The organism is Donghicola sp. (assembly GCF_025210255.1).
GTDB classification, from domain to species: Bacteria; Pseudomonadota; Alphaproteobacteria; order Rhodobacterales; family Rhodobacteraceae; genus Donghicola; species Donghicola eburneus.
In genome coordinates this window covers 169,717-190,552 of record NZ_JAOARZ010000042.1, presented here as the reverse complement: position 1 = coordinate 190,552, position 20,836 = coordinate 169,717, and the positions used below count along the sequence as shown (strand labels likewise).

Here is a 20,836-nt window from a genome sequence, read left to right as displayed (position 1 = left end):
GACACCAGAACACCAAGCAGCACTGCAAGACTTGCGTGCTGCCAGGCCTGTTTGCGTCGGGTCTGCCGGTCGATCACGGGATCAGTTCCAAATCAGCATAAAGGGTTTGCGCGGATTATCCTGCCCCACGCGCTGCAATTCGCGGATCTCCAGCGCATCGACCTGCGCTGGCGGCACACCCAGCACAATTGCCCCATCCGGCAACTCGTCCCAGTCCTGAACCGAAGCAACAGGCGCAATCGCAGTGATGACATAAGGCGCTTCGCCCATGCGGCGCGGGTTCGAATGCTCGACCGCCATGGCGACCACATCGCGCAGGCGCTTGATCTCCTCGTACGGCAAGAAGCCGGTGACAAAGATGTGCTCTTTGGTCCACAGATCTTCAGTGCTCATCCGCCGCCCGAATTGTTCAGAGAAGTTGCGGAACTCTCGGCTTAGGCCAGACATCCGCCCCCTGCGCCAACGGGCAATGCCCGGCCGTTCCATCCCCTTTCGGGCCGAGGGCAAAGCATGCCCGCCCAAAATCGCCTGCAGGTCCGAATAGGTTCGCACCCGCATGCCGACCACGTCGATCAGAATGATCGGCATGATCATAGCCAGCGCTCCAACGATGGTCGCCAGAATGGTGTTCACGAACACCTTGGGGAACGATGGATACAGCGCGGGCGTCGCCGGATTGATCAACTGGACCTGAGACAGGATCGTGGCCTCGCTCATTTCCAGATTGACCAGACGGTCCCGCAGTTCATCCAGATCCAGTTGGACCGCCTGATACCGCGCCTCTAGCTGTTTCAGGCTGCGCTCTTTCTCAGCCTGCTCAGACAGCTGGCGGTCCGTGCGGGCCAAGGCCTGACGACGCAGTTTCAAACGTGCTTCGCGCTGGCGGATTTCTTCCTCCAAACGAGCGACCGGTTGAGAGGCGCGCCCACCATCCAGTTGCTCTTTCAGATTAGCCAGCTCGCTCTTGCGAAGCTCCAACTCGATGACATCTTCGTCGATATCCTGCTGCGTGGCGCTACGAGCTAGCAGTAGCACGTCCGCTTCCTGCCAGAGGTCGTTGATGTTCAACTCCTCTCGCACGCGCTCCCGCTCGATCAGAAGTTCGCGCAGTTCTTCTTCGCGCTCTTCCTTCAGGTTCCGCACCAGATCGGCCAGCTTGGTCGCCCCGCTCGAAAACTCCTGACGCGTCAGATCCACATATGCCTGCGCATAGGCGTTGGCGATACGCGCGGCCAGATTTGGGAACTCCGATTTCGCGGTTAGGTTCAGGATGTAAGACCCTTCGACAAACTCGACTTCGACGGACTCGCGCACCAGATTGATCATCTGCATCCGCTCGGTCGCTTCGACGAATTTGCCGTAGTTCAAGCGTGCATAAGTCCGCCACAGGAACCCTTTGAACTTATCAAAAAGGCCCGGCTCCGGCAGGCCTGCATCCGCGTCAGCTTCGGCCAGCAGAATGTCCAGCGTGCGTTCGGCCACAGGACGACTGAGCAGCACCTCAATGTGGGTCTGAGTGATGATGGTCGCCGGATTAAACTGACTGACCCCCATAAAGGTACGGTTGAATGCCAGTTCTTCTTCGGACGGCTGCATGTTCAGCGTCACCGTCGACTTGTACGCAGGCGAGGTTTTCAGCAGCAAAGTGCTGCCACCCCACGCCAGCATCGCCGCGCAAATCATGCTCACAATAATAGCCCGCTTGTATAAGCGGAGTAGGTCCCGGTAGTGGTCCAGCATTGGCTGCTCTCCAGCTGGTAAGTGGGCTTTGCCCTTTATTCGTTCAGAATATCTCTACCCAGATCGCCCTTGAAAACAAGAATACTGTTAGCACAGTTAACAGCATTCGTTGCCTTCAGGACACGATCCAGCCGCACCTCTGGCACGCAATGGGTGATTTCACTGTCCGCAGCACCACCCTTGCGAAAAATCTGCACCTGCTCACCCTCTGGTCCGTCAATCTGCCAACCACCCGCGATCTGCCGTACACTTGCACCCTTTGGCAGTAGTCGAGACAACAGCCGATAGGCATAAACGCCCGGTTTTGGCTGTCGGTCCATGTCATAAAGCGGTACGCGGGCATTGCCGGTGGTCGTCACCATTTCTTCGCCCAAACCGAACCACAAACACGCCAAACCGCCCTCGGCCAAGACATTCAGGTTACGTTCAATCACCGCCATGAAGTGGGCTTGGGGCGAATAACTGTCGCCATAGTCAAGATTGGGTCCCCCGCATTCAGACGACAGCAAGGGCTTGCCACCGGACCAAGCCGTTAGCGCCGCGATCCGGCCCCCGTCCCTATCTTCGGGTCCATACAGATGAATGTCCGCGATATCGTAACGCGCGCTTTGCAGAATGAATTTCAGGCGGTCTTCAACCAAAGCAGTGACTTCAGGCCCTCTGGACTTGTCTGGTGCATAAACCAGTTCGGAGCCGTCCTGCCAGAATTGCCGAACAGTCCAGTCCGCGTAACCCTGATTGACCAAAGCGACGTCCATGACAAAAGCCGCTGTTCCCCCCAGCACAAACTGCGCCGCTGGGTCGGCGGCTTTGACCGCGTCGTGGGCCGCATTCACATAGATCAACAGGTCCGCGTTGCTGCCTGCCCAACCGCCAGAGGCGTTGGTGTCGCTGACATACTCATTCGCCGCCTGCCACATCCGCACAGGTGCGCGCAGACCGGGCATATCGGCGTGGCCGTCCCCGTCGTAGCGCTCGACCACAGCCGTGATGAACGCAGCCCACGCTGTCATGTCAGTCGGCGTTGCGTTTTTCACCCTATGGGTTGCCGGATCGGTCGCCCAATCCGCGTCACTTTCAAAGGTGATAAAGGGGTGCACGCCCACAGCCTGAAGTCCCGCCACACGCCGATCCAAATCGGCAAAAGACAAGCTGCCATTCTCGCGCCCGATCCGCCGCCAAGACGCGCTGATCCGCGCCCAAGACATGCCAGCATCGCGCAGAAGATCATAAAACTGCGGCTGATTGCCTGGAAAAGCCAGCCCAAGCGCAGGTGCTTGCAAGGGCGCAGGTTCGCTCAAGTCCAGCCCGTCTGCGCAAACCGGCCCCGCAAGCCACGCCGCCAAGCACACAGATATCCCGCGCATCCACATCCTTTGCACCCCTTAAAACCTGAACACCCAAACAAGACCGCGCCAACGGATCCACATCATGAAGACACCTAAGGCAGAAACGCCGCTCAGGCTTGTCGATGCGAGGGTCGAGACGATAGACTGCTCTGCAAACCATGGGAAAACCATCGGAGCGGCCCACATCACTACGACACCCGCCGCCAGTCCCATCATACTACCAAGGACAGGCAGAAACCCGACGCCTTCGCCACAAAGATCCCGCCGAGACAACGCGCCTAGAACAGCGGCCGATGCCAGTGGCCCTAGAACCATTCCCAACGCAACCGCTTGCACGCCAATCGCCGGCAACAACGTCAGCCCAAGGATGGAACGCACGCACAGATCCACCACAACGGCCAAGCCAACCTGTCCCAGATGCCCACCCGCGCCTGTGATCCGCCAGACCACTAAAAGTCGCGAGAGCAGCGTCGCAAAGGGCGCAAGAGCAAGGATCCAGATCACTGGCAACAAGGCCTCTTGACCCTCTGCCCCCAATGCGCCTTGGCCCAACACATTCGCCACAATGCGTGGTGCTAGGATCATGAGCAGGCCCTGCGCCAAAACCAGAAGCGCCGTCCCTGCCGCCGCCAGTTTCCAGAAGTGTCGACCGGTGCGCTCATCAGGCCGCGCGGTCCACTTGGCGAATGCAGGCATCACAAGCGCGAGGGCCAGTGTATTTCCCAGCAGCGCCGCCACGCGTTGCCCCATCTCCAATAGTGTAATGCCACCAACACCCGCGCGCGCCGCCAGCGCCGTCTCCAGCCACAGTGACCCCTGCGCGCCTGCCACCAGCAAAAGAGCAGCGCCGACATGGGGCGCGACCTGCGATTTCGGGGCCTCTACCGGTCGAACCAAGGGCAGCATCATCAAGAGCGCCACGGCATTTCCGGCCACAAAGCCTACAGCTGCCCACATGACGCTTTGGGACGCGCCAAGCCCGGCGAGAAAAACCCCAAGGACCATGGCCCGCGGCGCCAGCCTCGCCAAGGCGGGCCAGCCGAAACGCCCGCTCAGGTTTAACGCCGCCCCCATCAAAACGCCGACCAAGGCGAGGGGCAGAGAGCCGGACAAAACAACAATCACGCGGCGGGCCATGGCTGCGGCCTCGCCCTGCATCTCTGGTGCGATGGCGGCGACGATCGGGCCAGACAGTGCGGCGAACGCCAAAGCAATCAGCAGACCAGCAGCCGCAACCCTAAAGCCCAAACGCAGCAAAGCCGCTTTGCCCGCGCGCATTGCGACCATCGGCAGAAACACCAGTGTTAGAACTTGAACCAAGACCTCTTGCAGCCCCGTGACCAGTCGGCGGCCAAGTAAAAAGGCGTCCGCCTCTGCCGACGCGCCAAGTCCGTGGCTGATCGCAACCGAGATCGCGACTGCCAGCCCCAGCCCAATGAGCTGCGCCAGAAACTGAGAGGCCCCTGACCGCATAAATTAGCCCCTGCTGCGCAGGACTGCGGACGCAGTTGACTTGGAAAACGCGCTCGACACCGGCAACTCCACAAAACGACACTTAAGATTACACGTTAACCATTTCATAAATACGGAAATTGGGCCGATTTTGTGGCGATTATTCAGAAATCGAGGCTGAGCTCGTAGCCATAGACAGGCTTCGCTTGATCGTCCAAGGCCAAGAACGCCCGCGCCTCGCCCGCGTTTTCGCCAAGCCCTTGGACTTGGGCCAACGCAATCGACCGACGGCGCGTTTTACGGTCTGCTTCGGCATCGACAGTGACGCTATAGGAGGTCCCGCTTACGCTGTGGGCCACCTCGTAGGTCACACTCAGGCCACTGCCGCAGTCCAGATCGCCTTGTAGCACATCGGACAGGCACTGCGCCTTGGGAGCGAGCCAAAGCGATCGGTCCCACCCGTTTCCATGGGGCGCTGGCCGCGCATACTCGACCCCAAGCTCAAGCGCGCTGCGCAGACCTTTGTAGTTGGGGATGTCAACGGTACCAGAGACATCGAGCCCAGCACGATCGGCCTGAACATCTGTGTCGCCAACCTGCCCGTAAGCCATGTGCATGCCCGCTTTGGGGTGCAAAATCGTTGGGCCCGCTGCGCGCTGACCAGACAGGGCAATTCCTGCTAGACCTGCGCCATAGGAGTAGGCACCACGGGTACCAATCTCTCCGCCGGTTTGGGCAAACTCCAGATCATAACTGTGCCGCCCCGCGGCAGCAGCCGCGTAGTAGCTGAGCATCAGCACCTTGCGGAAACGCTCTGCGCCGTAGAAGCCGCCTTGTGCACCAGCGCCAGTGATCGTGCCCGTCCCAAGTTTTTCAACCGCTGTCTCGCTGCCGTACCCACCCAGAAAGAACCCGCGCAGGGTCCTGCTGGATTGCTGCTCTCGCTGGTGCCGATAGCTGAGCATCGACTGGCGCCCCAAAGTATCAGAGGTGGACAAAGCAAAGCGTCCAGAACTGATCCGGCGTTGGGACGTGCGGCAATGATAGACCGCATCACCAAAGGTCCCGCTCACTCCGCGCTTGGTCTCTTTGACCTCGACCTGGCCTGCCAGATCGAAAGGCGACGTCTCACCGCAGCGCAACCCGTACCGGCCACGCTTCAGACGGTTTAGCGCTTCGGTCAGCATGCCGTCCAGCGCGGACTGCTGCACCACGAGCGTCGTTGAAAAATCCTTCCGCAGGATTGCAGCCAAACGGTCGGCAACTCGGTCAACCAGATCATCGTGGACAGCCACCTTTGGCAGCGCAGCCGCTGCGGCCTTGAACTTCCGATCTCGGGTCTCCAACCGGACTGTGGGCTGGCAGCTGTGGGGGCCCTCTGGCGCGGCATCGGGAATGGCGGTGACGGTCAAAGTCTGTGGTCGCGACCAATTGCGCGGCCGGAAAACCAGCTTGGTCGGCGTGACGCGGCATTCGGCATCCCCGTAGGCCAGCAAGGTGACTTCGGACCGTGGGCGCTCGGACAACGACACTTGCAGCCGCGCGGGATCGCCACGTTCAGCGGCGGTCAGATCATCGGCCTCCACGCGCAGCTCTGGCAGGATTTCCAGCGCTTGGGCCACCTTGGCACCCGACACAGTCATCATCATGGCAGCACATACTGCCGCCATGATCCCCCGTCCCTGCCGTGCCTGCCGCCCAAGCGATGCCATGCCTTGAAACCCCGAGTTGTGTTCAACGACTCAGAATACCTGACGCAGAGCGCGGCGCTCAGCTATCCATGGGGCCAATTGGAGACAGCCATTGGACTACCTGTTCAGGGCATGGGATCATTGTGAGACACGAAAAAGGCCCCGACCGGAAACGATCGGGGCCTTTGGTGTTCTTTGTTTCGCGCGCCTTATTCCGCAGGCTGAGAGGCCGCATCGCCGACGGTCGGCTCTGCCCCGTAGAGTTCACCAGGGAGCTCGGGCGGCATGGCGTGATCTGCCTCTTCGTCGTTCCGGTAAACTTGGTTGTGGCGATACATGATCAGCGTGTCCCAGCGCAGGGCTTTGACCAGACCGATCAGGATCAGCATACACACCACCGCAAAGGGGAAGCCGGCCACGACCGCTGCCGCTTGCAGGGCGTTCAGACCGCCTGCGACCAGCAGAACCGATGCGACGGCGCCTTCGGTTACGGCCCAGAAGATGCGCTGAACCTTGGGCGGGTTCGGATCACCACCGGCAGTCAGCATGTCGATCACAAAGGAACCCGAGTCCGACGACGTCACGAACCAAAGCACGATCAGGATGATGGTCAGACCCGACAGGATCTCGGTCCCCGGCAAGTACTGCAGCAGGGCGAACATCGCGTCGCCATAGCTGTTACGGGTGGCGTCCACCAGCGCCGGGTCGCCACCAAGCGAGATGTTCAACGCCGTGCCGCCAAAGGCCGAAAACCAGAAGAACATGATTGAAGTCGGCAGCAGCATCACCCCCAGCAGGAACTCACGGATGGTACGGCCACGCGAAATACGGGCAACGAACACACCGACAAAGGGGCTCCAGCTAATCCACCATGCCCAGTAGAAGATAGTCCAGCCGTTCTGCCAGGTGCCGTCTGCGGTATACGCCTCGGTCCATGTCGCCCACGAGATGAAGTTCGCCAGATAGTCCCCGTAGCTCTGAACGAACAGGTCAAAGATGAAAACGGTTGGGCCAACGATCAGCAGGAACAGTAGGAACAACAGGCTGAAGCTAACATTCAGGTTCGACAGACGTTTGATGCCGCCATCCAGACCCGCCACAACCGAGATGGTCGCGGCCAGAGTAATCAGGGCAATGATGATGATCTGCACAGTCACCGACTGACCGATGCCAAAGACTTCACCCAAACCAGAGTTGATCTGCATCGCGCCCAGTCCCAGCGACGTCACGATACCGAACATGGTACCAAAGACCGCCAGAATATCGACCGCGTCACCCCAAGGACCGTAAATCTTATCACCCAGCAGCGGGTACAGTGCGGACCGGATGGTCAGCGGCAGCCCCTTGCGGAAGTGGAAATAGGCCAGCGCCAGCGCAACAATCGCGTAGATCGCCCAGCCGTGGAATCCCCAGTGCAGGAAAGAAATCACCATGGCCTGCTTGGCTGCTGCCTCGGTTTCGGGGTCCCCCATCGGTGGCGCGAAATAGTGATAGAGCGGCTCGGCCACACCCCAATAAATCAGACCAATCCCGATGCCAGCAGAAAACAGCATGGCCGTCCAGCTGAACAGATCGTAGGCCGGTTTCTCGGTCATCCGCCCGAGGCGGATATCCCCGAACTTGCCGAACGCCAAATAGATCGTCGCGATGACAAAGATGTTCACCTCGATGATCATCGCCCACCCGAGGGTGTCTGCGAACCATGTCTGGATGCCACCGAACAGTGCATTCGCCTGCTCATTGAAAAATGCGCCAAAAATAATGAAACCAACGATCAGCAATGCTGAGATCGGAAACACGCGTTTATGGACTTTGGGAAAGAAAAGCAGCTGGTGTTGCTGCATCTTGCTACTCATTGGGTTGGACCCTCCGTTTGCACGGTTACTTTTTAGTTCTAGCCCCACTAACGAGTATCAGAGGCGTTGGTTCCCGCCCTTCGGACAGCAGGTTCCCGCCGATCACGATTTCCTGATTGATAACAGTTCGCTAACCGCCGATAAAAATTTGATTTTTTCCGGCAGCAAAAGAAAACCCCCGCCTTTTTAGGCAGGGGCTGGCTCAATACCCTTAGCCGCGGCCGCGGTAGGGGGGTACGCCTTGGTCAGGGATCCAGACGCCATCGGGGATGGGTCCGGTTTGGTAATGCACATCGATCGGAATGCCGCCGCGCGGGTACCAGTAGCCGCCGATCCGCAGCCACTCCGGATCTAGGAAATCCGCCAGACGGCGCGCGATGCTGATCGTGCAATCCTCGTGGAACGCACCGTGATTGCGAAACGAGCCAAGGAACAGCTTCAATGATTTGCTTTCGACCAGCCACTCACCGGGAACGTAGTCGATCATCAGGTGCGCGAAGTCGGGCTGGCCCGTCATCGGACACAGCGAGGTGAATTCGGGCGCGGTGAAACGCACGTTGTACAGAACGTCGGCTTGGGGGTTCTGCACACGCTCCAGCTCTGCCTCTTCGGGGGACTGGGGCATGACGGTCGCGCCGCCAAGCTGCTTGAGATTGCTGTAGATGCTGTCGGTCATGTCGTTCGGTCCTGTTCAGACGCCGCGCTTGTTGCCCCAGATCAGGACATGCAGTTGCGGCAGAATGCGGGGGGCGAACCAGCGGTCCGCCATGGTTGTCTCGGTCAGCCAAAGCAAACGGTCGGCCAGCGCCTGCGGGTCCACAGGCAGGTCGGGGTCCACTTCGGGATTACCAGGTTGCAGATAGAGCGGCAGATCGGGATGTCTGGCGTGCGCGTCCTTGGCCCAAGCGTAATCTACATCGTCGAAGACGACGATCTTCATCACGGTCTGGCCCGCGCCCTGCCCTGCCTCTACACAAGCGTCAAAGGCGTCCCAGTCTACAGTCTCGCCGCTGCTGGCGGGTTTGGGTGACAGAACCAATGTGTCCAGATCCTCGAACCAAGGGCGGCTAATCGACCCTTGGGTTTCACAGGCAAAGCGATATCCCTTGGCCTTGCCCATCGCGATGAGTTGGCCAAAGTCCTGAATCGCGGGATTGCCGCCACTGATGCTGATGGTCAGAGGCTGGCCACCCGACAGCTCTTCGACCTGCGCGAACACCTGTTCGGCAGACATCGGTTTCCACGTGTCACGATAGGCGCTGTCCACCGCGTGCAGACTGTCACACCAGCTGCACCGGTAGTCACACCCGCCCGCGCGAACGAATACCGTCGGCTCCCCGATCAAGGCGCCTTCGCCTTGGATCGTTGGGCCGAAAATTTCGACGATGCGCAGGGTCATGGCCGATATTCAGCCCAAGTCTTCGGCGTCTCGCTGACCTTGACGGCGGTCACTTCGGGCCAGCGCGCCTTGCACCAGTCGTAGAAATGCTTGGACATATTCTCGGCGGTCGAAGGCACGTTCATCACATCGTTCAAGTGACGGTGGTCGAACACATCATCGATGTATGTCTTGAGCGGCTTGAGCTCGTGGTAATCACGCACAAAGCCATCGCTGTTCAGCTCTGCCGCCGACAGTTCGACAACCACGATGTAGTTGTGACCGTGCAGACGCGCGCACTGATGATCATCGGGCAGATGCGCCAGCTGGTGCGAGGCCGAGAAGTGGAATTCTTTGCTGATACGGAACATCACTTGCCCTCGTGTGCTGAAATGGCGGCCTGCCAGAAATCGGGATCGTCATAGACCGTGGGATCCGCAATGCCCGCCAGATGGAAGGCCTCGCGACGCTCCACGCAGGTGCCGCAGCGCCCGCAGTGGTGCGCGCCGCCCTTGTAGCAGGACCATGTCTCGGCAAAGGGGGTGTTGTGCTTGGCGCCTTCGGTCACGATGTCGGCCTTGGTCCGGTGCACAAACGGCGTGTACAGCGACACGTCCGCATACCCGTCCAGAGCGGCCTTTTGCATGGTATTGAACGCCTCGGTAAAGGCAAGGCGGCAATCGGGGTAGATAAAGTGGTCCCCGCCGTGCACCGCTGTAGCCACGGCCTGATCCCCATTCGCCGCCGCCACGCCAAAGGCGATGGCCAGCATGATCGCGTTGCGGTTCGGGACCACGGTGATCTTCATGGTTTCTTCGGCGTAGTGGCCATCGGGCACGTCGATATCATCGGTCAGGGCCGAACCTGTCAGCGCCGCGCCAATGGTCCGCATGTCGATGATGTCATGGGGAACCCCAAGCCGTGTCGCGGCAAGGGCAGCATAGTCCAGTTCTTTGCGGTGGCGTTGACCATAGTCGAACGACACCAGTCGTGTCAGCTCGTGCTGATCGGCGACCATGTGGGCGAGGGATACGGAATCCAGTCCGCCCGAGCAGATTACAATCGTTTTCATCAGTGTCCCTTGTTTTGATGTACCGGGTAGGCTGCGACCGGTTGGGCGTGCGTCTACGACTGATCGCCCATTTTGGCAAGCCTTACGCCCCGACAGGGATCATCGTGCCCTGCAAGATCGCCACATGCCTGCGTTTGCCGTTGTCCACAGACCAGACATCCGCCGCCACGACCACCAGCCTCCGGCCCGGTTTGATCACACGTCCAATGGCCTCGAGCTGGCCCGATCCGGGGGCAAGGAAGTTGATCTTCACCTCGACCGACATGACCTCTGCATCCTCTGGCAACACGGTCAAGGCGGCATAACCCGCCGCGCTGTCCGCAATGCTGAACAGCATCCCGCCGTGGGCAAAACCCTGTTGCTGCTGGACCCCTTCGGACACAGGGGCCGTGATTGTGACGCTGCCCTCTGCGATCTCGGCCAGCTCAGCGCCAATGGTGTGCATCATTGACTGCTGCGCAAAGCTGGCCCTGATACGTGCCTCGATTTTTGTGAAATCCATACCACACTCCCCTTCGGCCCGATTACGCAGCCCGGTTCGGGGTTTCGCAACTGTGACGTCCCGTTCATTCGGGCGGCAAAAGCACCTGAGCTGCAGCCGCACGCACAGCGGCTGTCATCGGGGCCAAAGCCTCTGCGGTCAGCCGGTTGAACTGCCAAAAGAGCGGGGCATCGTGGGGCGCATCGACATACAGATGCACCAGCCGGCCCGCCATCAAATGATCGGCGACCAAATATTCAGGGTTCAGCGCCCACCCCAAGCCCAAAATACACGCATCGACAAAGGCTTGGCTGGAGCCGATGCGGTGACAGGGCAGCCCACGCGGGCGCACCGTATTGCCAAAGTTTCGCGCCACCCACCTTTCCTGCAGCTTGTCCTTGTCCGAGAACATCAGCGCCGGCGCTTTGGCCAAGGCTTGGGCCGTGACGCCATCGGGCATCCAGCGGCGCATGTAGTCGGGGCTGGCCGTCGCGACATACCGCAGATGGCCAAGCGGCACACTCTCGCAGCCCTGCAAAGGTTTGGAGTGGGCCGTCACAACGGCGGCAACTTCACCCCGCTTCAGCCAGTCTTGCGAGACATCCTCGTCGTCAATGACGATGTCGAACAGGAAACCTTCAACCGCTTGCAAGGCGGGCAAGAACCAAGTGGCCAGACTGTCCGCGTTGACTGCAATCCGAAGGGTGCTTGGCCCCTGTGCCCCCTGCCCCAAATCCCGCCGCACGGCTGTCTCCATCAACATCAGCCGATCGAAATGCCCGATCAAGGTTTGCCCCGCCTGCGTGGCAACACAAGGCGTCCCGCGCACGAGCAAAACGCTGCCGATCTGGTCCTCAAGCGCCTTGATCCGCTGGGACACCGCCGATTGGGTCAGATGCAGTTCCGCCGCCGCTCCACCAAAGGAACCGCGCCGATGGACCGCCGCAAGCGCCTGAAGGTGCAGTGGATCTATCATTAGAAACTCTAATCAAGATAAAATTATTTGAATTAGACTAATACCCCAGCAATCCATAAGCAATGGGCGAACCAAAGGAGAGCACATGACCGCCCTGATCCACGGATACCTTGTGTCCCTTAGTCTGATTGCCGCCATCGGCTCGCAAAATGCCTTTGTCCTGCGCCAAGGGTTGCGGCGCGAACACGTCGCCGCTGTGGTCGCGGTCTGCGCACTGTCGGATGCGATACTGATCACGGCGGGCATCGCGGGAATGGGCACGCTAATCGCCTCGATCCCGTGGCTGGGGCCTGTGATGCGCTGGTTCGGTGCTGCATTTCTGCTGGTCTACGGCGCGCTCCGGTTTCGCGCGGCACTCCAAGGCGGCGAAGCATTGCTGCCCGCGAACAAACCCTCTGTCCCGCTGATCAAGGTCCTGCTGATCTGTCTGACCCTGACATGGGCAAACCCCCACGTCTACTTGGACACAGTGCTGCTGCTCGGATCAATCGGCAGCCAATACGCGCCCGATCACTGGAGCTTTGCCGTCGGTGCAATTCTTGGCTCGCTGTCCTTTTTCGTGGCCTTGGGGTTCGGCGCGCGCCTGTTGTCTGGCCTGTTTGAAAATCCCAAAGCGTGGGTCGTGCTAGAAATCGTCGTCGGCTGCACCATGTGGGCGATTGCCGCGTCCCTGCTGCTAGGATGACATCGCAGCCTCGGCCAACAGCGCATCAATGATCGCGCCGAGATCGTCGAAATGGCTGAATTGGGCTGCATGGGGGATCAACGCGCTGGCTGTTTTCCGGTAGCCCTCGGTGAACAGAACAAATGGGACCAAGGCGCGCTGCGCCGTTTCGGCATCAACCTCGCTATCGCCCACGTATATCTCTGGACCACGCCCCAGATCGGCAAAGGCCTTGTCCAAGGGGCGTGGGTCCGGCTTGTGCACCGGTAGGCTGTCCCCGCCGATGACGACGTCAAAGTATCCATCCAGTCCGGTCGCGCGCAACGCGGCTTGTGTGGCCGCAAAGGGTTTGTTCGTGCACACACCCAAACTGTGACCCGCTGCCTTCAACTGCCCCAGCACCTCTTCAACCGCCGGATAAGGATGCGTCAGATCGGTGGCTGTCAGATAGCGGCCCGTGAAGTCAGCCAGCAAACGCTCTTGCTCATTATCCGCGATGCCCCGCGCCGCGCGCATTTTCGCGACAAAGACACCGGCTCCGTTCCCGATGAACTCGCGGGCTTGGGCCAAGGTGATAGGATCTGCCCCTTCGCCCGCCAGCACCGCGTTGGCAATTCCGTGAATGTCGGGTGCGCTGTCGATCAGCGTCCCGTCCAGATCAAAAACAATCCGCGCCATTATCCTGTCTTCCACTTGATCGAACACCCCATCGAAGGGATCTGGTCTTTGGGTCCCTGCCCCGTTTCGGCCACCTGCTTCATCGCCTCGAACAGATCACGGCGCAGGTCCGCAGGCCCCGCAGCCTTGGTCGAGGCATCAAGCCGCCCGCGATATTGCAGTCCTCCGTCCGCGTCGAAGCCATAGAAATCCGGCGTGCAGGCCGCATCATAGGCCCGCGCCACCGCTTGGGTTTCGTCATACAGATAGGGGAATGGAAAGCCCCGCGCCTCGGCCATCAGGCGCATGTTGTCAAAGCTGTCCTTGGGATAAGCCTCGGCGTCATTGGCGCTGATCGCGACCACGCCGATCCCCATTTCCATTAACTCGGAGGCATCACGGATGATACGGTCCAGAACCGCCAGCACATAGGGGCAATGGTTGCAGATAAACATGACCAGAGTGCCCTTGGTCCCCGCCACATCGCCAAAGCTGACCTGACGACCATCTGTGCTTGGCAATGTAAAATCAGGTGCTTTCCAACCGAAATCGCAAACGGGGGGTGTGACGGGCATAGCTGGTCTCCTTCAGGAACAGGCGTTGCGGATCGCCGCGATATTAGCGCCATAAACCTCTGGGTTGCCCACCGACCCGCCGCGAAACACCGCACTTCCGGCAACCAGCACATCGGCCCCCGCCGCCGCGACCAAAGGCGCCGTGGTCGGGTCCACCCCGCCGTCAATCTCGATATGGATGGGGCGGTCGCCGATCATCTCGCGCAGCTTGCGCACCTTGGCCGTCATGTCGATGAACTTCTGCCCACCGAAGCCGGGGTTCACCGTCATCACACAGACCAAGTCCGTCAAATCCAGCAGATGCGCGACCGCTTCGGCAGGCGTGCCGGGGTTTAGCGCAATCCCCGCCTTCATCCCCGCCCCGCGAATGGCCTGAAGCGTCCGGTGACTATGCGGCCCCGCCTCAATATGGGCGGTCAGAACATCGGCCCCCGCATCGGCATAGGCCTCGATATACGAGTCCACTGGCGCGATCATCAAATGCACGTCCATGACGGTTTTCACATGAGGCCGGAACGCCTTCACCGCAGGCGGCCCAAAGGTCAGGTTTGGCACGAAATGCCCGTCCATCACGTCCACATGAACCCAATCCGCACCCTGCGCTTCAATCGCCTGAATCTCCTGACCGAAATTCGCAAAATCCGCCGACAAGATGGACGGAGCAATCTTCACCGACCGATCAAAACTCATTCCGCAGCCTCCCGCATCCGGTCCACATCCAGACCGCCCTGAAACACGCGGCTGGCCCGCACATCCGCCGCAGTGATGGTCGATAACGCCGCCGCATCCAGCGGACCCTTACTCTCTGAAAACAGCCGGTTCGCCTGCCGCAGCCGCGCACGGTCCAAAGCATTCCGGATCGACCGCGCATTGGCGAAATGGGGCTGCATCCGGCGCATCGAAATATACTCGGCCATCGCCGCCTCGGCCTCAGGGTCAAAGACATAGCTCTGCCCTTCCAGCATGGATTGGGAAATCCGCAGCAGTTCATCGTCCGAATAATCGGGGAAATCGATGTGGTGGGCGATGCGCGAACGGAAACCCGGGTTGGCTGTGAAAAACCGGTCCATCCGGTCCGCATACCCCGCCATGATCACCACCAGATCGTCACGATTGTTCTCCATCACCTGCAGCAGGATCTCGATCGCCTCTTGGCCGTAATCCCGCTCGTTATCAGGCTTATACAGATAGTAGGCCTCGTCGATGAACAGAACTCCGCCCATGGCCCGCTTCAGAACCTCTTTGGTCTTAGGCGCCGTGTGGCCGATGTACTGGCCCACCAGATCATCCCGCGTCACCGACACCAAATGCCCCTTGCGCACATAGCCCAAGCGGTGCAGCAGCCCCGCCATCATCCGCGCCACAGTGGTCTTGCCCGTCCCCGGATTGCCCGTGAACGACATGTGCAGGGTCGGCGTCTCGTTCGACAGCCCCATCTCGCGCCGCGCCTTATCGACAAGCAACAAAGCCGCCGTCTCGCGAATGCGCTGCTTCACCGGCGCCAAGCCGATGAGCTCACGATCCAGTTCCTCCAGAACCTCCCGCACGCCAGAGGCTTCATATTCCGCCGCCAGATCGACAGTCTGTACAGTGCCCTCAACCATCACCCTGCTTCTTTCTTCTTTGCCAAAATACTCCGGGGGTCCGGGGGCAGCGCCCCCGGCCTTCTCAAACCAGCCCGAAGGCCGGCCAATTCAGCGCCGCGCATCCCACGCATAGCGCTGAGACCGTCCGTCCACGTCGGTGCGCTGCATATGGAATGTCGGCTCGACCTCGGGACGATTGACGATAAAGCTCATCATCACGGTCTCGAAGCCGCGGGTGTTGTCGAACGCCTGAATGCGGATGTAGGTGTTGGGGTTCGCCTTGCGGCACTCGTCCAGCTCCATCATCACGCCCTTGGCGTCGCGCAGATCGAACATGGGGTGGCCCCACATCTCCCAATAAGTATTCCGGGGGTGCGGATCGTCTGTGTATTCCAGACTGACCGCCCACTCTTTGCCCAGAATGTATTCGACCTGTTTGTTGATCTGCTCATCATTCAGATCGGGAAGAAAGCTGAAGCAGCCCTGTGTGATACGCATGGTAAAATCTCCTGAATGTCGGGGGCCGCGCACGCATCCGGCGCGCGGCCGAATGGCTTACATCGCGGGCACAGCCGTCGGCACAAAGTCCGAGGTATCCGTCGAGGTGTAGTTGAAGGTGATGTTCCCCCAAGTATCCAGCGCCGCTTCCAGCGGTTTGCACCACTTGGCCGCTTCACGCAGGATTTCGGGGCCTTCGACCGCGATCTCGCGGCCTTCGTTGCGGGCCAGGATCATGGCTTCCAGCGCCACACGGTTCGCGGTTGCGCCCGCCTGAATGCCCATCGGATGACCAATGGTGCCGCCGCCGAACTGCAGCACCACATCGTCGCCGAACAGATCGATCAGCTGGTGCATTTGGCCCGCGTGAATACCGCCCGAGGCCACCGGCATCACCTTCTTGATGTCGCCCCAGTCCTGCTCAAAGAAGATCCCGCGCTGCAGATCGACCTCGTTGTGGGTCTCGCGACAAACATTGTAGTAGCCCTGAACGGTCATGGGATCGCCCTCGAGCTTGCCCACCGCGGTGCCGCAGTGCAGGTGGTCTACGCCAGCCAAACGCAGCCACTTGGCGATCACACGGAAGCTGATGCCGTGGTTCTTCTGGCGGGTATAGGTGCCGTGACCTGCGCGGTGCATGTGCAGGATCATATCGTTTGCACGGCACCATTCGCTGATCGACTGGATCGCAGTCCAACCCACAATCAGGTCGACCATGACGATGACCGACCCCAGCTGTTTGGCGAACTCGGCGCGGGCATACATCTCTCCCATCGTGCCAGCAGTGATGTTCAGGTAGTGGCCTTTGACTTCACCGGTTTCGGCGGTCGCCTTGTTCACCGCCTCCATGCAGTAGAGGAAACGGTCACGCCAGTGCATGAAGGGCTGCGAGTTGATGTTCTCGTCATCCTTCATGAAGTCGAGGCCACCCTTCAGACCTTCGTAAACCACGCGGCCATAGTTCTTGCCCGACAGACCCAGCTTTGGCTTGGTGGTCGCGCCCAGCAGGGGCTTGCCGAACTTGTCCAGACGCTCGCGTTCCACAACCAGACCGGTGGGCGGCCCTTTAAAGGTTTTGACGTAAGCCACGGGGAAGCGCATATCCTCCAGACGCGCCGCCATCAGGGGTTTAAAGCTGAACACGTTGCCGATGATGGATGCGGTCAGGTTCGCGATTGATCCCTCTTCGAACAGGATCAGGTCATAGGCCACGTAGGCAAAGTACTGGCCGGGCTGACCGGGCACGGGGTCAACGCGGTAGGCCTTGGCGCGGTACTGGTCCGCAGCGGTCAAACGGTCGGTCCAGACCACGGTCCACGTGGCGGTAGAGGATTCCCCCGCCACAGCGGCCGCGGCCTCGATAGGGTCCACACCCTCCTGCGGGGTGATGCGGAACAGGGCCAGCACATCGGTGTCTTTGGGCTGGTAGTCACCGTCCCAGTAACCCATCTGCGCGTATTTCAGGACCCCTGCGGCATAGCGCTTTTTCTTGTCCTTGATTTCGGTGGGATTGCTCATGTCGTTCATGTCGTGGCCTCCTCCTGCCGTGACGGGTTCACGCTGCACGCGCAGCTGCGATTTGGGGATCAAGCGCGCCGCTCTCGTAGCGACGAGCCATGTCATCCATGGAAATGGGTTTGATGCGGTCTGCCTGACCGGCGGTGCCAAAGCGTTCGAAGCGGTCGCGGCACAGATCCTCGAGCTCTTTCATCGCGGGGATCAGGAACTTGCGCGGGTCGAATTCGGCGGGCTTGTCCGTCGCGATCTTGCGGAACTGGCCGGTCATCGCCATGCGGCAGTCGGTGTCGATATTGACCTTGCGCACGCCCATCTTGATGCCGCGCTCGATCTCTTCGACCGGCACGCCATAAGTCTGGGGCATCTCGCCGCCATTGGCGTTGATCAGGTCCTGAAGCTGCTGCGGCACCGAGCTAGACCCGTGCATGACCAGATGGGTGTTGGGCAGCTTTTCGTTGATCCGGCGGATGGTCTCCATCGACAGGATGTCACCGTCGGGCTTGCGGCTGAACTTGTAGGCCCCGTGCGAAGTCCCGCACGCAATCGCCAGCGCGTCGCAGCGGGTGGCCATCACGAACTCGACCGCCTGATCGGGATCGGTCAGCAGCTGGTCATGAGACAGTTTACCAACTGCGCCCGAGCCATCTTCTTCGCCCGCTTCGCCGGTTTCCAGCGAGCCCAGAACACCTAGCTCCCCCTCGACCGAGGCACCGACCGCATGGGCGGCTTTGGTGACGCGTGCGGTGATCTCGACGTTGTAGTCGAAGTCTGCGGGGGTCTTCATGTCCTCGTGCAGTGAGCCGTCCATCATCACCGAGGTAAAGCCGTGACGGATCGCAGACAGACAGGTGGCGTCGTTGTTGCCGTGGTCCTGATGCAGCACGATGTGGTTGTCGGGGTACATCTCGGACAGGGCCACGACCATGTGGCGCAGCATGATGTCACCGGCATAGGATCGCGCCCCGCGGCTGGCCTGAAGGATCACCGGCGAACCGGTCGCCTTGGCGGCCTCCATGATCGCCAGACCCTGCTCCATGTTGTTGATGTTAAAGGCGGGAACGCCGTAGCCATGCTCGGCCGCGTGATCCAGTAGTTGTCTCAAGGTAATCAATGCCATGTTGGTCTCCTCCCCCTCAGGCTGCCTTGGCTGCCCCTTGCAGGGCCGCGATACCGGGAAGGGCCTTGCCCTCCAGCCATTCCAGAAATGCGCCACCGGCGGTGGACACATAGGTAAAGTCTTGGGTCACAGCGGCGCCGTTCAGGGCGGCCACTGTATCGCCCCCGCCCGCCACGCTGATCGCGCGGCCCTGCCGCGTCAGAGCGGCAGCAGTGCGGGCCAGTTGGTTCGTGGCGTGGTCAAAGGGCGGGATTTCGAACGCGCCCAAAGGCCCGTTCCACAGGATCGTGCGGCATTCGCTCAGAACCCGTTGGAAGTTCGACAAGGCGCGCGGCCCCGCATCCAGGATCATCGCACCGGCCGTACATTCGTGCGCTCCGACCACACGGTTCTCGGCGCCCGCCTTGAACTCGGTCGCGATAACCACGTCCTCGGGCAGGTGGATTTGGCAGCCGGATTTCTCGGCCAGCTTGCGGATTTCCTGCACGGTCTCGACCTGATCTGCCTCGTGCAGGGACCGCCCCATCGGCGCCCCATCCGCATAGAGGAAGGTGTTCGCCATGCCCCCGCCGATGATCACGTGATCCAGCTTCATCACCAGGTTCTTCAACACAGCGATCTTGCTGGACACTTTGGCGCCGCCGACGATGGCCACAGCAGGCTGTTGCGGCGTTTCCAACGCGGATGTCAGCGCCTCCATCTCTTCGATCAGCAGCGGACCTGCATAAGCGGGCAACATCCTGGCCAACGCCTCGGTCGAGGCATGGCTGCGGTGCGCGCAGCTAAAGGCGTCATTCACATAGACATCCCCCAGCTGCGCCAGCGCCGCAGCGAACGCAGGGTCATTCGCCGTCTCGCCCGGGTTGTAGCGCAGGTTCTCGCAGAGCAGGGCTTCACCATCCTTCAGGCGCTTGCTCAGGATCACGGCAGAGTCTTCGCCGCAGACATCCGAAAACACGACCGACGTCCCCAGCGCCTGCGCCAAAGCGGGACGCAGCTTGTCCACCGAATAGGCCGGGTTCATCTCGTTCACCTTGGGACGGCCAAAGTGGGTCAGGATCACCAACCGCGCGCCGCGCTCCAGCAGAGGCTTTATCCCCGCCGCAAAACGGTTGATGCGGGTGGCATCGGTCACGACGCCTTCGTCCACCGGCACATTCAGGTCAGCGCGGACCAGCACCCGTTTACCGCGCACATCCACATCCATGATCGAAGGAAGCATCAGATCAGCCTCCCCATGGCGCAGGCGGTATCCGCCATCCGGTTCGAGAAGCCCCATTCGTTGTCGTACCAGCTCAGGATGCGGACCATGCGGCCGTCCATGACTTTGGTCTGGTCCATGTGGAAGATCGACGAATGCGGATCGTGGTTGAAATCCATCGAGACGTTGGCGGTGTCGGTATAGCCGAGTATCCCCTTCAGATCGCTGTCAGCGGCGGCACGGATGGCGGCGTTCACCTCGTCTACTGTGGTGTCGCGGCTGGCCATAAAGGTCAGGTCGACGACCGACACATTCGGAGTCGGCACGCGGATCGCCACACCGTCTAGCTTGCCGTTCAGCTCGGGCAGAACCAGACCCACTGCCTTGGCCGCGCCGGTGGATGTCGGGATCATAGACAGGGCGGCCGCACGGGCACGGTACATGTCCTTGTGCATCGTATCCAGCGTGGGCTGGTCGCCCGTATAGCTGTGGATGGTGGTCATGAAGCCCTTTTCGATCCCGACCGCTTCGTGCAGCACTTTCGCCACAGGGGAGAGACAGTTCGTGGTGCACGAGGCGTTCGAGACAATGATATCGCTGCCGGTCAGATCTCGGTGGTTCACGCCGAACACGACAGTCCGGTCCACACCGTTCGCAGGGGCCGAGACCAGCACGCGCTTCGAGCCGTTCTCCAGATGCAGGGCGGCCTTGTCGCGGTCGGTAAAGATGCCGGTGCACTCCAACGCCACGTCCACCCCGCCCCAAGGCAGGTCTTTGGGATCACGGATCGCAGTGACTTCGATGGGGCCGCGGCCGATATCGATAGCGTTTCCAGCGGTTTTGACTTCACCGGGATAACGGCCATGCACGCTGTCGAATTGCAGCAAATGGGCGTTCATCTCCACCGGGCCCAGATCGTTGATCGCGACCACTTCGATGTCATTGCGGCCCGACTCTGCGATCGCGCGAAGCACATTTCTCCCGATACGGCCGAAGCCGTTGATGGCAACCTTGGTTGTCATGAC

21 protein-coding genes are annotated in these 20,836 nt (G+C 60.5%); 1 reads left to right on the top strand and 20 read right to left on the bottom strand.

What is annotated here, in order from left to right; all coding sequences use genetic code 11:
* Positions 1-81 precede the first annotated feature (81 nt).
* The 11 genes from N4A58_RS19350 to N4A58_RS19300 all read right to left on the bottom strand — a co-directional run bounded on the left by N4A58_RS19350 (position 82) and on the right by N4A58_RS19300 (position 11,995).
* Positions 82-1,689 carry a hypothetical protein gene (locus N4A58_RS19350; protein ID WP_293712811.1) on the bottom strand — a complete coding sequence of 536 codons (1,608 nt, stop codon included), beginning with the start codon at positions 1,687-1,689 and terminating at the stop codon, positions 82-84.
* Positions 1,690-1,775: 86 nt separating this feature from the next.
* A complete protein-coding gene (locus N4A58_RS19345; RefSeq protein WP_293712809.1) occupies positions 1,776-3,107 on the bottom strand; it encodes a hypothetical protein in 1,332 nt (443 codons plus the stop codon).
* A gap of 18 nt (positions 3,108-3,125) precedes the next feature.
* The gene (locus tag N4A58_RS19340; protein ID WP_293712807.1) at positions 3,126-4,562 is read right to left on the bottom strand and encodes a lipid II flippase MurJ; all 1,437 of its coding nucleotides are present in this window, start codon (positions 4,560-4,562) and stop codon (positions 3,126-3,128) included.
* Positions 4,563-4,705: 143 nt separating this feature from the next.
* Complete coding sequence (locus N4A58_RS19335; protein ID WP_293712805.1) at positions 4,706-6,211, bottom strand: hypothetical protein; 1,506 nt, start codon at positions 6,209-6,211, stop codon at positions 4,706-4,708.
* A gap of 230 nt (positions 6,212-6,441) precedes the next feature.
* On the bottom strand, positions 6,442-8,088 hold the full coding sequence (locus N4A58_RS19330) for a BCCT family transporter (protein ID WP_293712803.1): 1,647 nt from the start codon (positions 8,086-8,088) through the stop codon (positions 6,442-6,444).
* Between the two features lie 211 nt (positions 8,089-8,299).
* Positions 8,300-8,764, bottom strand: coding sequence for a preQ(1) synthase (gene queF / locus N4A58_RS19325; protein WP_293712801.1), 465 nt, complete (start codon positions 8,762-8,764; stop codon positions 8,300-8,302).
* Between the two features lie 15 nt (positions 8,765-8,779).
* A complete protein-coding gene (gene queE, locus N4A58_RS19320) occupies positions 8,780-9,487 on the bottom strand; it encodes a 7-carboxy-7-deazaguanine synthase QueE (RefSeq protein WP_293712800.1) in 708 nt (235 codons plus the stop codon).
* On the bottom strand, positions 9,484-9,837 hold the full coding sequence (gene queD, locus N4A58_RS19315; protein WP_293712798.1) for a 6-carboxytetrahydropterin synthase QueD: 354 nt from the start codon (positions 9,835-9,837) through the stop codon (positions 9,484-9,486). The genes queE and queD overlap by 4 nt, the downstream gene beginning before the upstream one ends.
* Positions 9,837-10,538 carry a 7-cyano-7-deazaguanine synthase QueC gene (gene queC / locus N4A58_RS19310; protein ID WP_293712796.1) on the bottom strand — a complete coding sequence of 234 codons (702 nt, stop codon included), beginning with the start codon at positions 10,536-10,538 and terminating at the stop codon, positions 9,837-9,839. Before queC ends, queD begins: the two co-directional genes overlap by 1 nt.
* Positions 10,539-10,620: 82 nt before the next feature.
* The gene (locus N4A58_RS19305; RefSeq protein ID WP_293712794.1) at positions 10,621-11,040 is read right to left on the bottom strand and encodes a PaaI family thioesterase; all 420 of its coding nucleotides are present in this window, start codon (positions 11,038-11,040) and stop codon (positions 10,621-10,623) included.
* A gap of 64 nt (positions 11,041-11,104) precedes the next feature.
* Entirely contained in the window at positions 11,105-11,995 is an 891-nt protein-coding gene (locus N4A58_RS19300; protein ID WP_293712792.1) for a LysR family transcriptional regulator ArgP, read from the bottom strand.
* Between the two features lie 85 nt (positions 11,996-12,080).
* Here N4A58_RS19300 and N4A58_RS19295 point away from each other — a divergent pair, with 85 nt between their 5' ends.
* Complete coding sequence (locus N4A58_RS19295; RefSeq protein ID WP_293712790.1) at positions 12,081-12,680, top strand: LysE/ArgO family amino acid transporter; 600 nt, start codon at positions 12,081-12,083, stop codon at positions 12,678-12,680.
* Here N4A58_RS19295 and gph read toward each other — a convergent pair.
* The 9 genes from gph to gap form a co-directional block, all read right to left on the bottom strand.
* Complete coding sequence (gene gph / locus N4A58_RS19290; RefSeq protein ID WP_293712788.1) at positions 12,672-13,337, bottom strand: phosphoglycolate phosphatase; 666 nt, start codon at positions 13,335-13,337, stop codon at positions 12,672-12,674. The two genes, N4A58_RS19295 and gph, sit on opposite strands and share 9 nt — an antisense overlap.
* Positions 13,337-13,891: a thioredoxin family protein gene (locus tag N4A58_RS19285; RefSeq protein ID WP_293712786.1), complete on the bottom strand. Its 555-nt coding sequence runs from the start codon at positions 13,889-13,891 to the stop codon at positions 13,337-13,339. Before N4A58_RS19285 ends, gph begins: the two co-directional genes overlap by 1 nt.
* A 12-nt stretch (positions 13,892-13,903) precedes the next feature.
* Entirely contained in the window at positions 13,904-14,581 is a 678-nt protein-coding gene (gene rpe / locus N4A58_RS19280) for a ribulose-phosphate 3-epimerase (RefSeq protein WP_293712784.1), read from the bottom strand.
* Complete coding sequence (gene cbbX / locus N4A58_RS19275) at positions 14,578-15,495, bottom strand: CbbX protein (RefSeq protein WP_293712782.1); 918 nt, start codon at positions 15,493-15,495, stop codon at positions 14,578-14,580. Before cbbX ends, rpe begins: the two co-directional genes overlap by 4 nt.
* 90 nt (positions 15,496-15,585) lie before the next feature.
* Positions 15,586-15,975, bottom strand: coding sequence for a ribulose bisphosphate carboxylase small subunit (locus N4A58_RS19270; RefSeq protein ID WP_293712780.1), 390 nt, complete (start codon positions 15,973-15,975; stop codon positions 15,586-15,588).
* 57 nt (positions 15,976-16,032) lie between these two features.
* On the bottom strand, positions 16,033-17,502 hold the full coding sequence (locus N4A58_RS19265) for a form I ribulose bisphosphate carboxylase large subunit (RefSeq protein WP_293712778.1): 1,470 nt from the start codon (positions 17,500-17,502) through the stop codon (positions 16,033-16,035).
* 28 nt (positions 17,503-17,530) lie between these two features.
* A complete protein-coding gene (gene fba / locus N4A58_RS19260; RefSeq protein WP_293712776.1) occupies positions 17,531-18,610 on the bottom strand; it encodes a class II fructose-bisphosphate aldolase in 1,080 nt (359 codons plus the stop codon).
* A 16-nt stretch (positions 18,611-18,626) separates the two neighbouring features.
* Positions 18,627-19,835: a phosphoglycerate kinase gene (pgk, locus tag N4A58_RS19255; RefSeq protein WP_293712881.1), complete on the bottom strand. Its 1,209-nt coding sequence runs from the start codon at positions 19,833-19,835 to the stop codon at positions 18,627-18,629.
* Positions 19,832-20,833: a type I glyceraldehyde-3-phosphate dehydrogenase gene (gap, locus tag N4A58_RS19250; protein ID WP_293712774.1), complete on the bottom strand. Its 1,002-nt coding sequence runs from the start codon at positions 20,831-20,833 to the stop codon at positions 19,832-19,834. Before gap ends, pgk begins: the two co-directional genes overlap by 4 nt.
* Positions 20,834-20,836 lie beyond the last annotated feature (3 nt).

Excerpts from the sequence above, each read along its gene's own strand:
- N4A58_RS19285 (WP_293712786.1), bottom strand. The coding sequence starts at position 13,891 with ATGCCCGTCACACCCCCCGTTTGCGATTTCGGTTGGAAAGCACCTGAT.
- N4A58_RS19305 (WP_293712794.1), bottom strand. The coding sequence starts at position 11,040 with ATGGATTTCACAAAAATCGAGGCACGTATCAGGGCCAGCTTTGCGCAG.
- N4A58_RS19330 (WP_293712803.1), bottom strand. The coding sequence starts at position 8,088 with ATGAGTAGCAAGATGCAGCAACACCAGCTGCTTTTCTTTCCCAAAGTC.
- queE (WP_293712800.1), bottom strand. The coding sequence starts at position 9,487 with ATGACCCTGCGCATCGTCGAAATTTTCGGCCCAACGATCCAAGGCGAA.
- N4A58_RS19265 (WP_293712778.1), bottom strand. The coding sequence starts at position 17,502 with ATGAACGACATGAGCAATCCCACCGAAATCAAGGACAAGAAAAAGCGC.
- queD (WP_293712798.1), bottom strand. The coding sequence starts at position 9,837 with ATGTTCCGTATCAGCAAAGAATTCCACTTCTCGGCCTCGCACCAGCTG.
- queC (WP_293712796.1), bottom strand. The coding sequence starts at position 10,538 with ATGAAAACGATTGTAATCTGCTCGGGCGGACTGGATTCCGTATCCCTC.
- cbbX (WP_293712782.1), bottom strand. The coding sequence starts at position 15,495 with ATGGTTGAGGGCACTGTACAGACTGTCGATCTGGCGGCGGAATATGAA.
- N4A58_RS19270 (WP_293712780.1), bottom strand. The coding sequence starts at position 15,975 with ATGCGTATCACACAGGGCTGCTTCAGCTTTCTTCCCGATCTGAATGAT.
- queF (WP_293712801.1), bottom strand. The coding sequence starts at position 8,764 with ATGACCGACAGCATCTACAGCAATCTCAAGCAGCTTGGCGGCGCGACC.
- gph (WP_293712788.1), bottom strand. The coding sequence starts at position 13,337 with ATGGCGCGGATTGTTTTTGATCTGGACGGGACGCTGATCGACAGCGCA.
- N4A58_RS19300 (WP_293712792.1), bottom strand. The coding sequence starts at position 11,995 with ATGATAGATCCACTGCACCTTCAGGCGCTTGCGGCGGTCCATCGGCGC.
- fba (WP_293712776.1), bottom strand. The coding sequence starts at position 18,610 with ATGGCATTGATTACCTTGAGACAACTACTGGATCACGCGGCCGAGCAT.
- N4A58_RS19345 (WP_293712809.1), bottom strand. The coding sequence starts at position 3,107 with ATGCGCGGGATATCTGTGTGCTTGGCGGCGTGGCTTGCGGGGCCGGTT.
- rpe (WP_293712784.1), bottom strand. The coding sequence starts at position 14,581 with ATGAGTTTTGATCGGTCGGTGAAGATTGCTCCGTCCATCTTGTCGGCG.
- N4A58_RS19340 (WP_293712807.1), bottom strand. The coding sequence starts at position 4,562 with ATGCGGTCAGGGGCCTCTCAGTTTCTGGCGCAGCTCATTGGGCTGGGG.
- N4A58_RS19335 (WP_293712805.1), bottom strand. The coding sequence starts at position 6,211 with ATGGCGGCAGTATGTGCTGCCATGATGATGACTGTGTCGGGTGCCAAG.
- gap (WP_293712774.1), bottom strand. The coding sequence starts at position 20,833 with ATGACAACCAAGGTTGCCATCAACGGCTTCGGCCGTATCGGGAGAAAT.
- N4A58_RS19295 (WP_293712790.1), top strand. The coding sequence starts at position 12,081 with ATGACCGCCCTGATCCACGGATACCTTGTGTCCCTTAGTCTGATTGCC.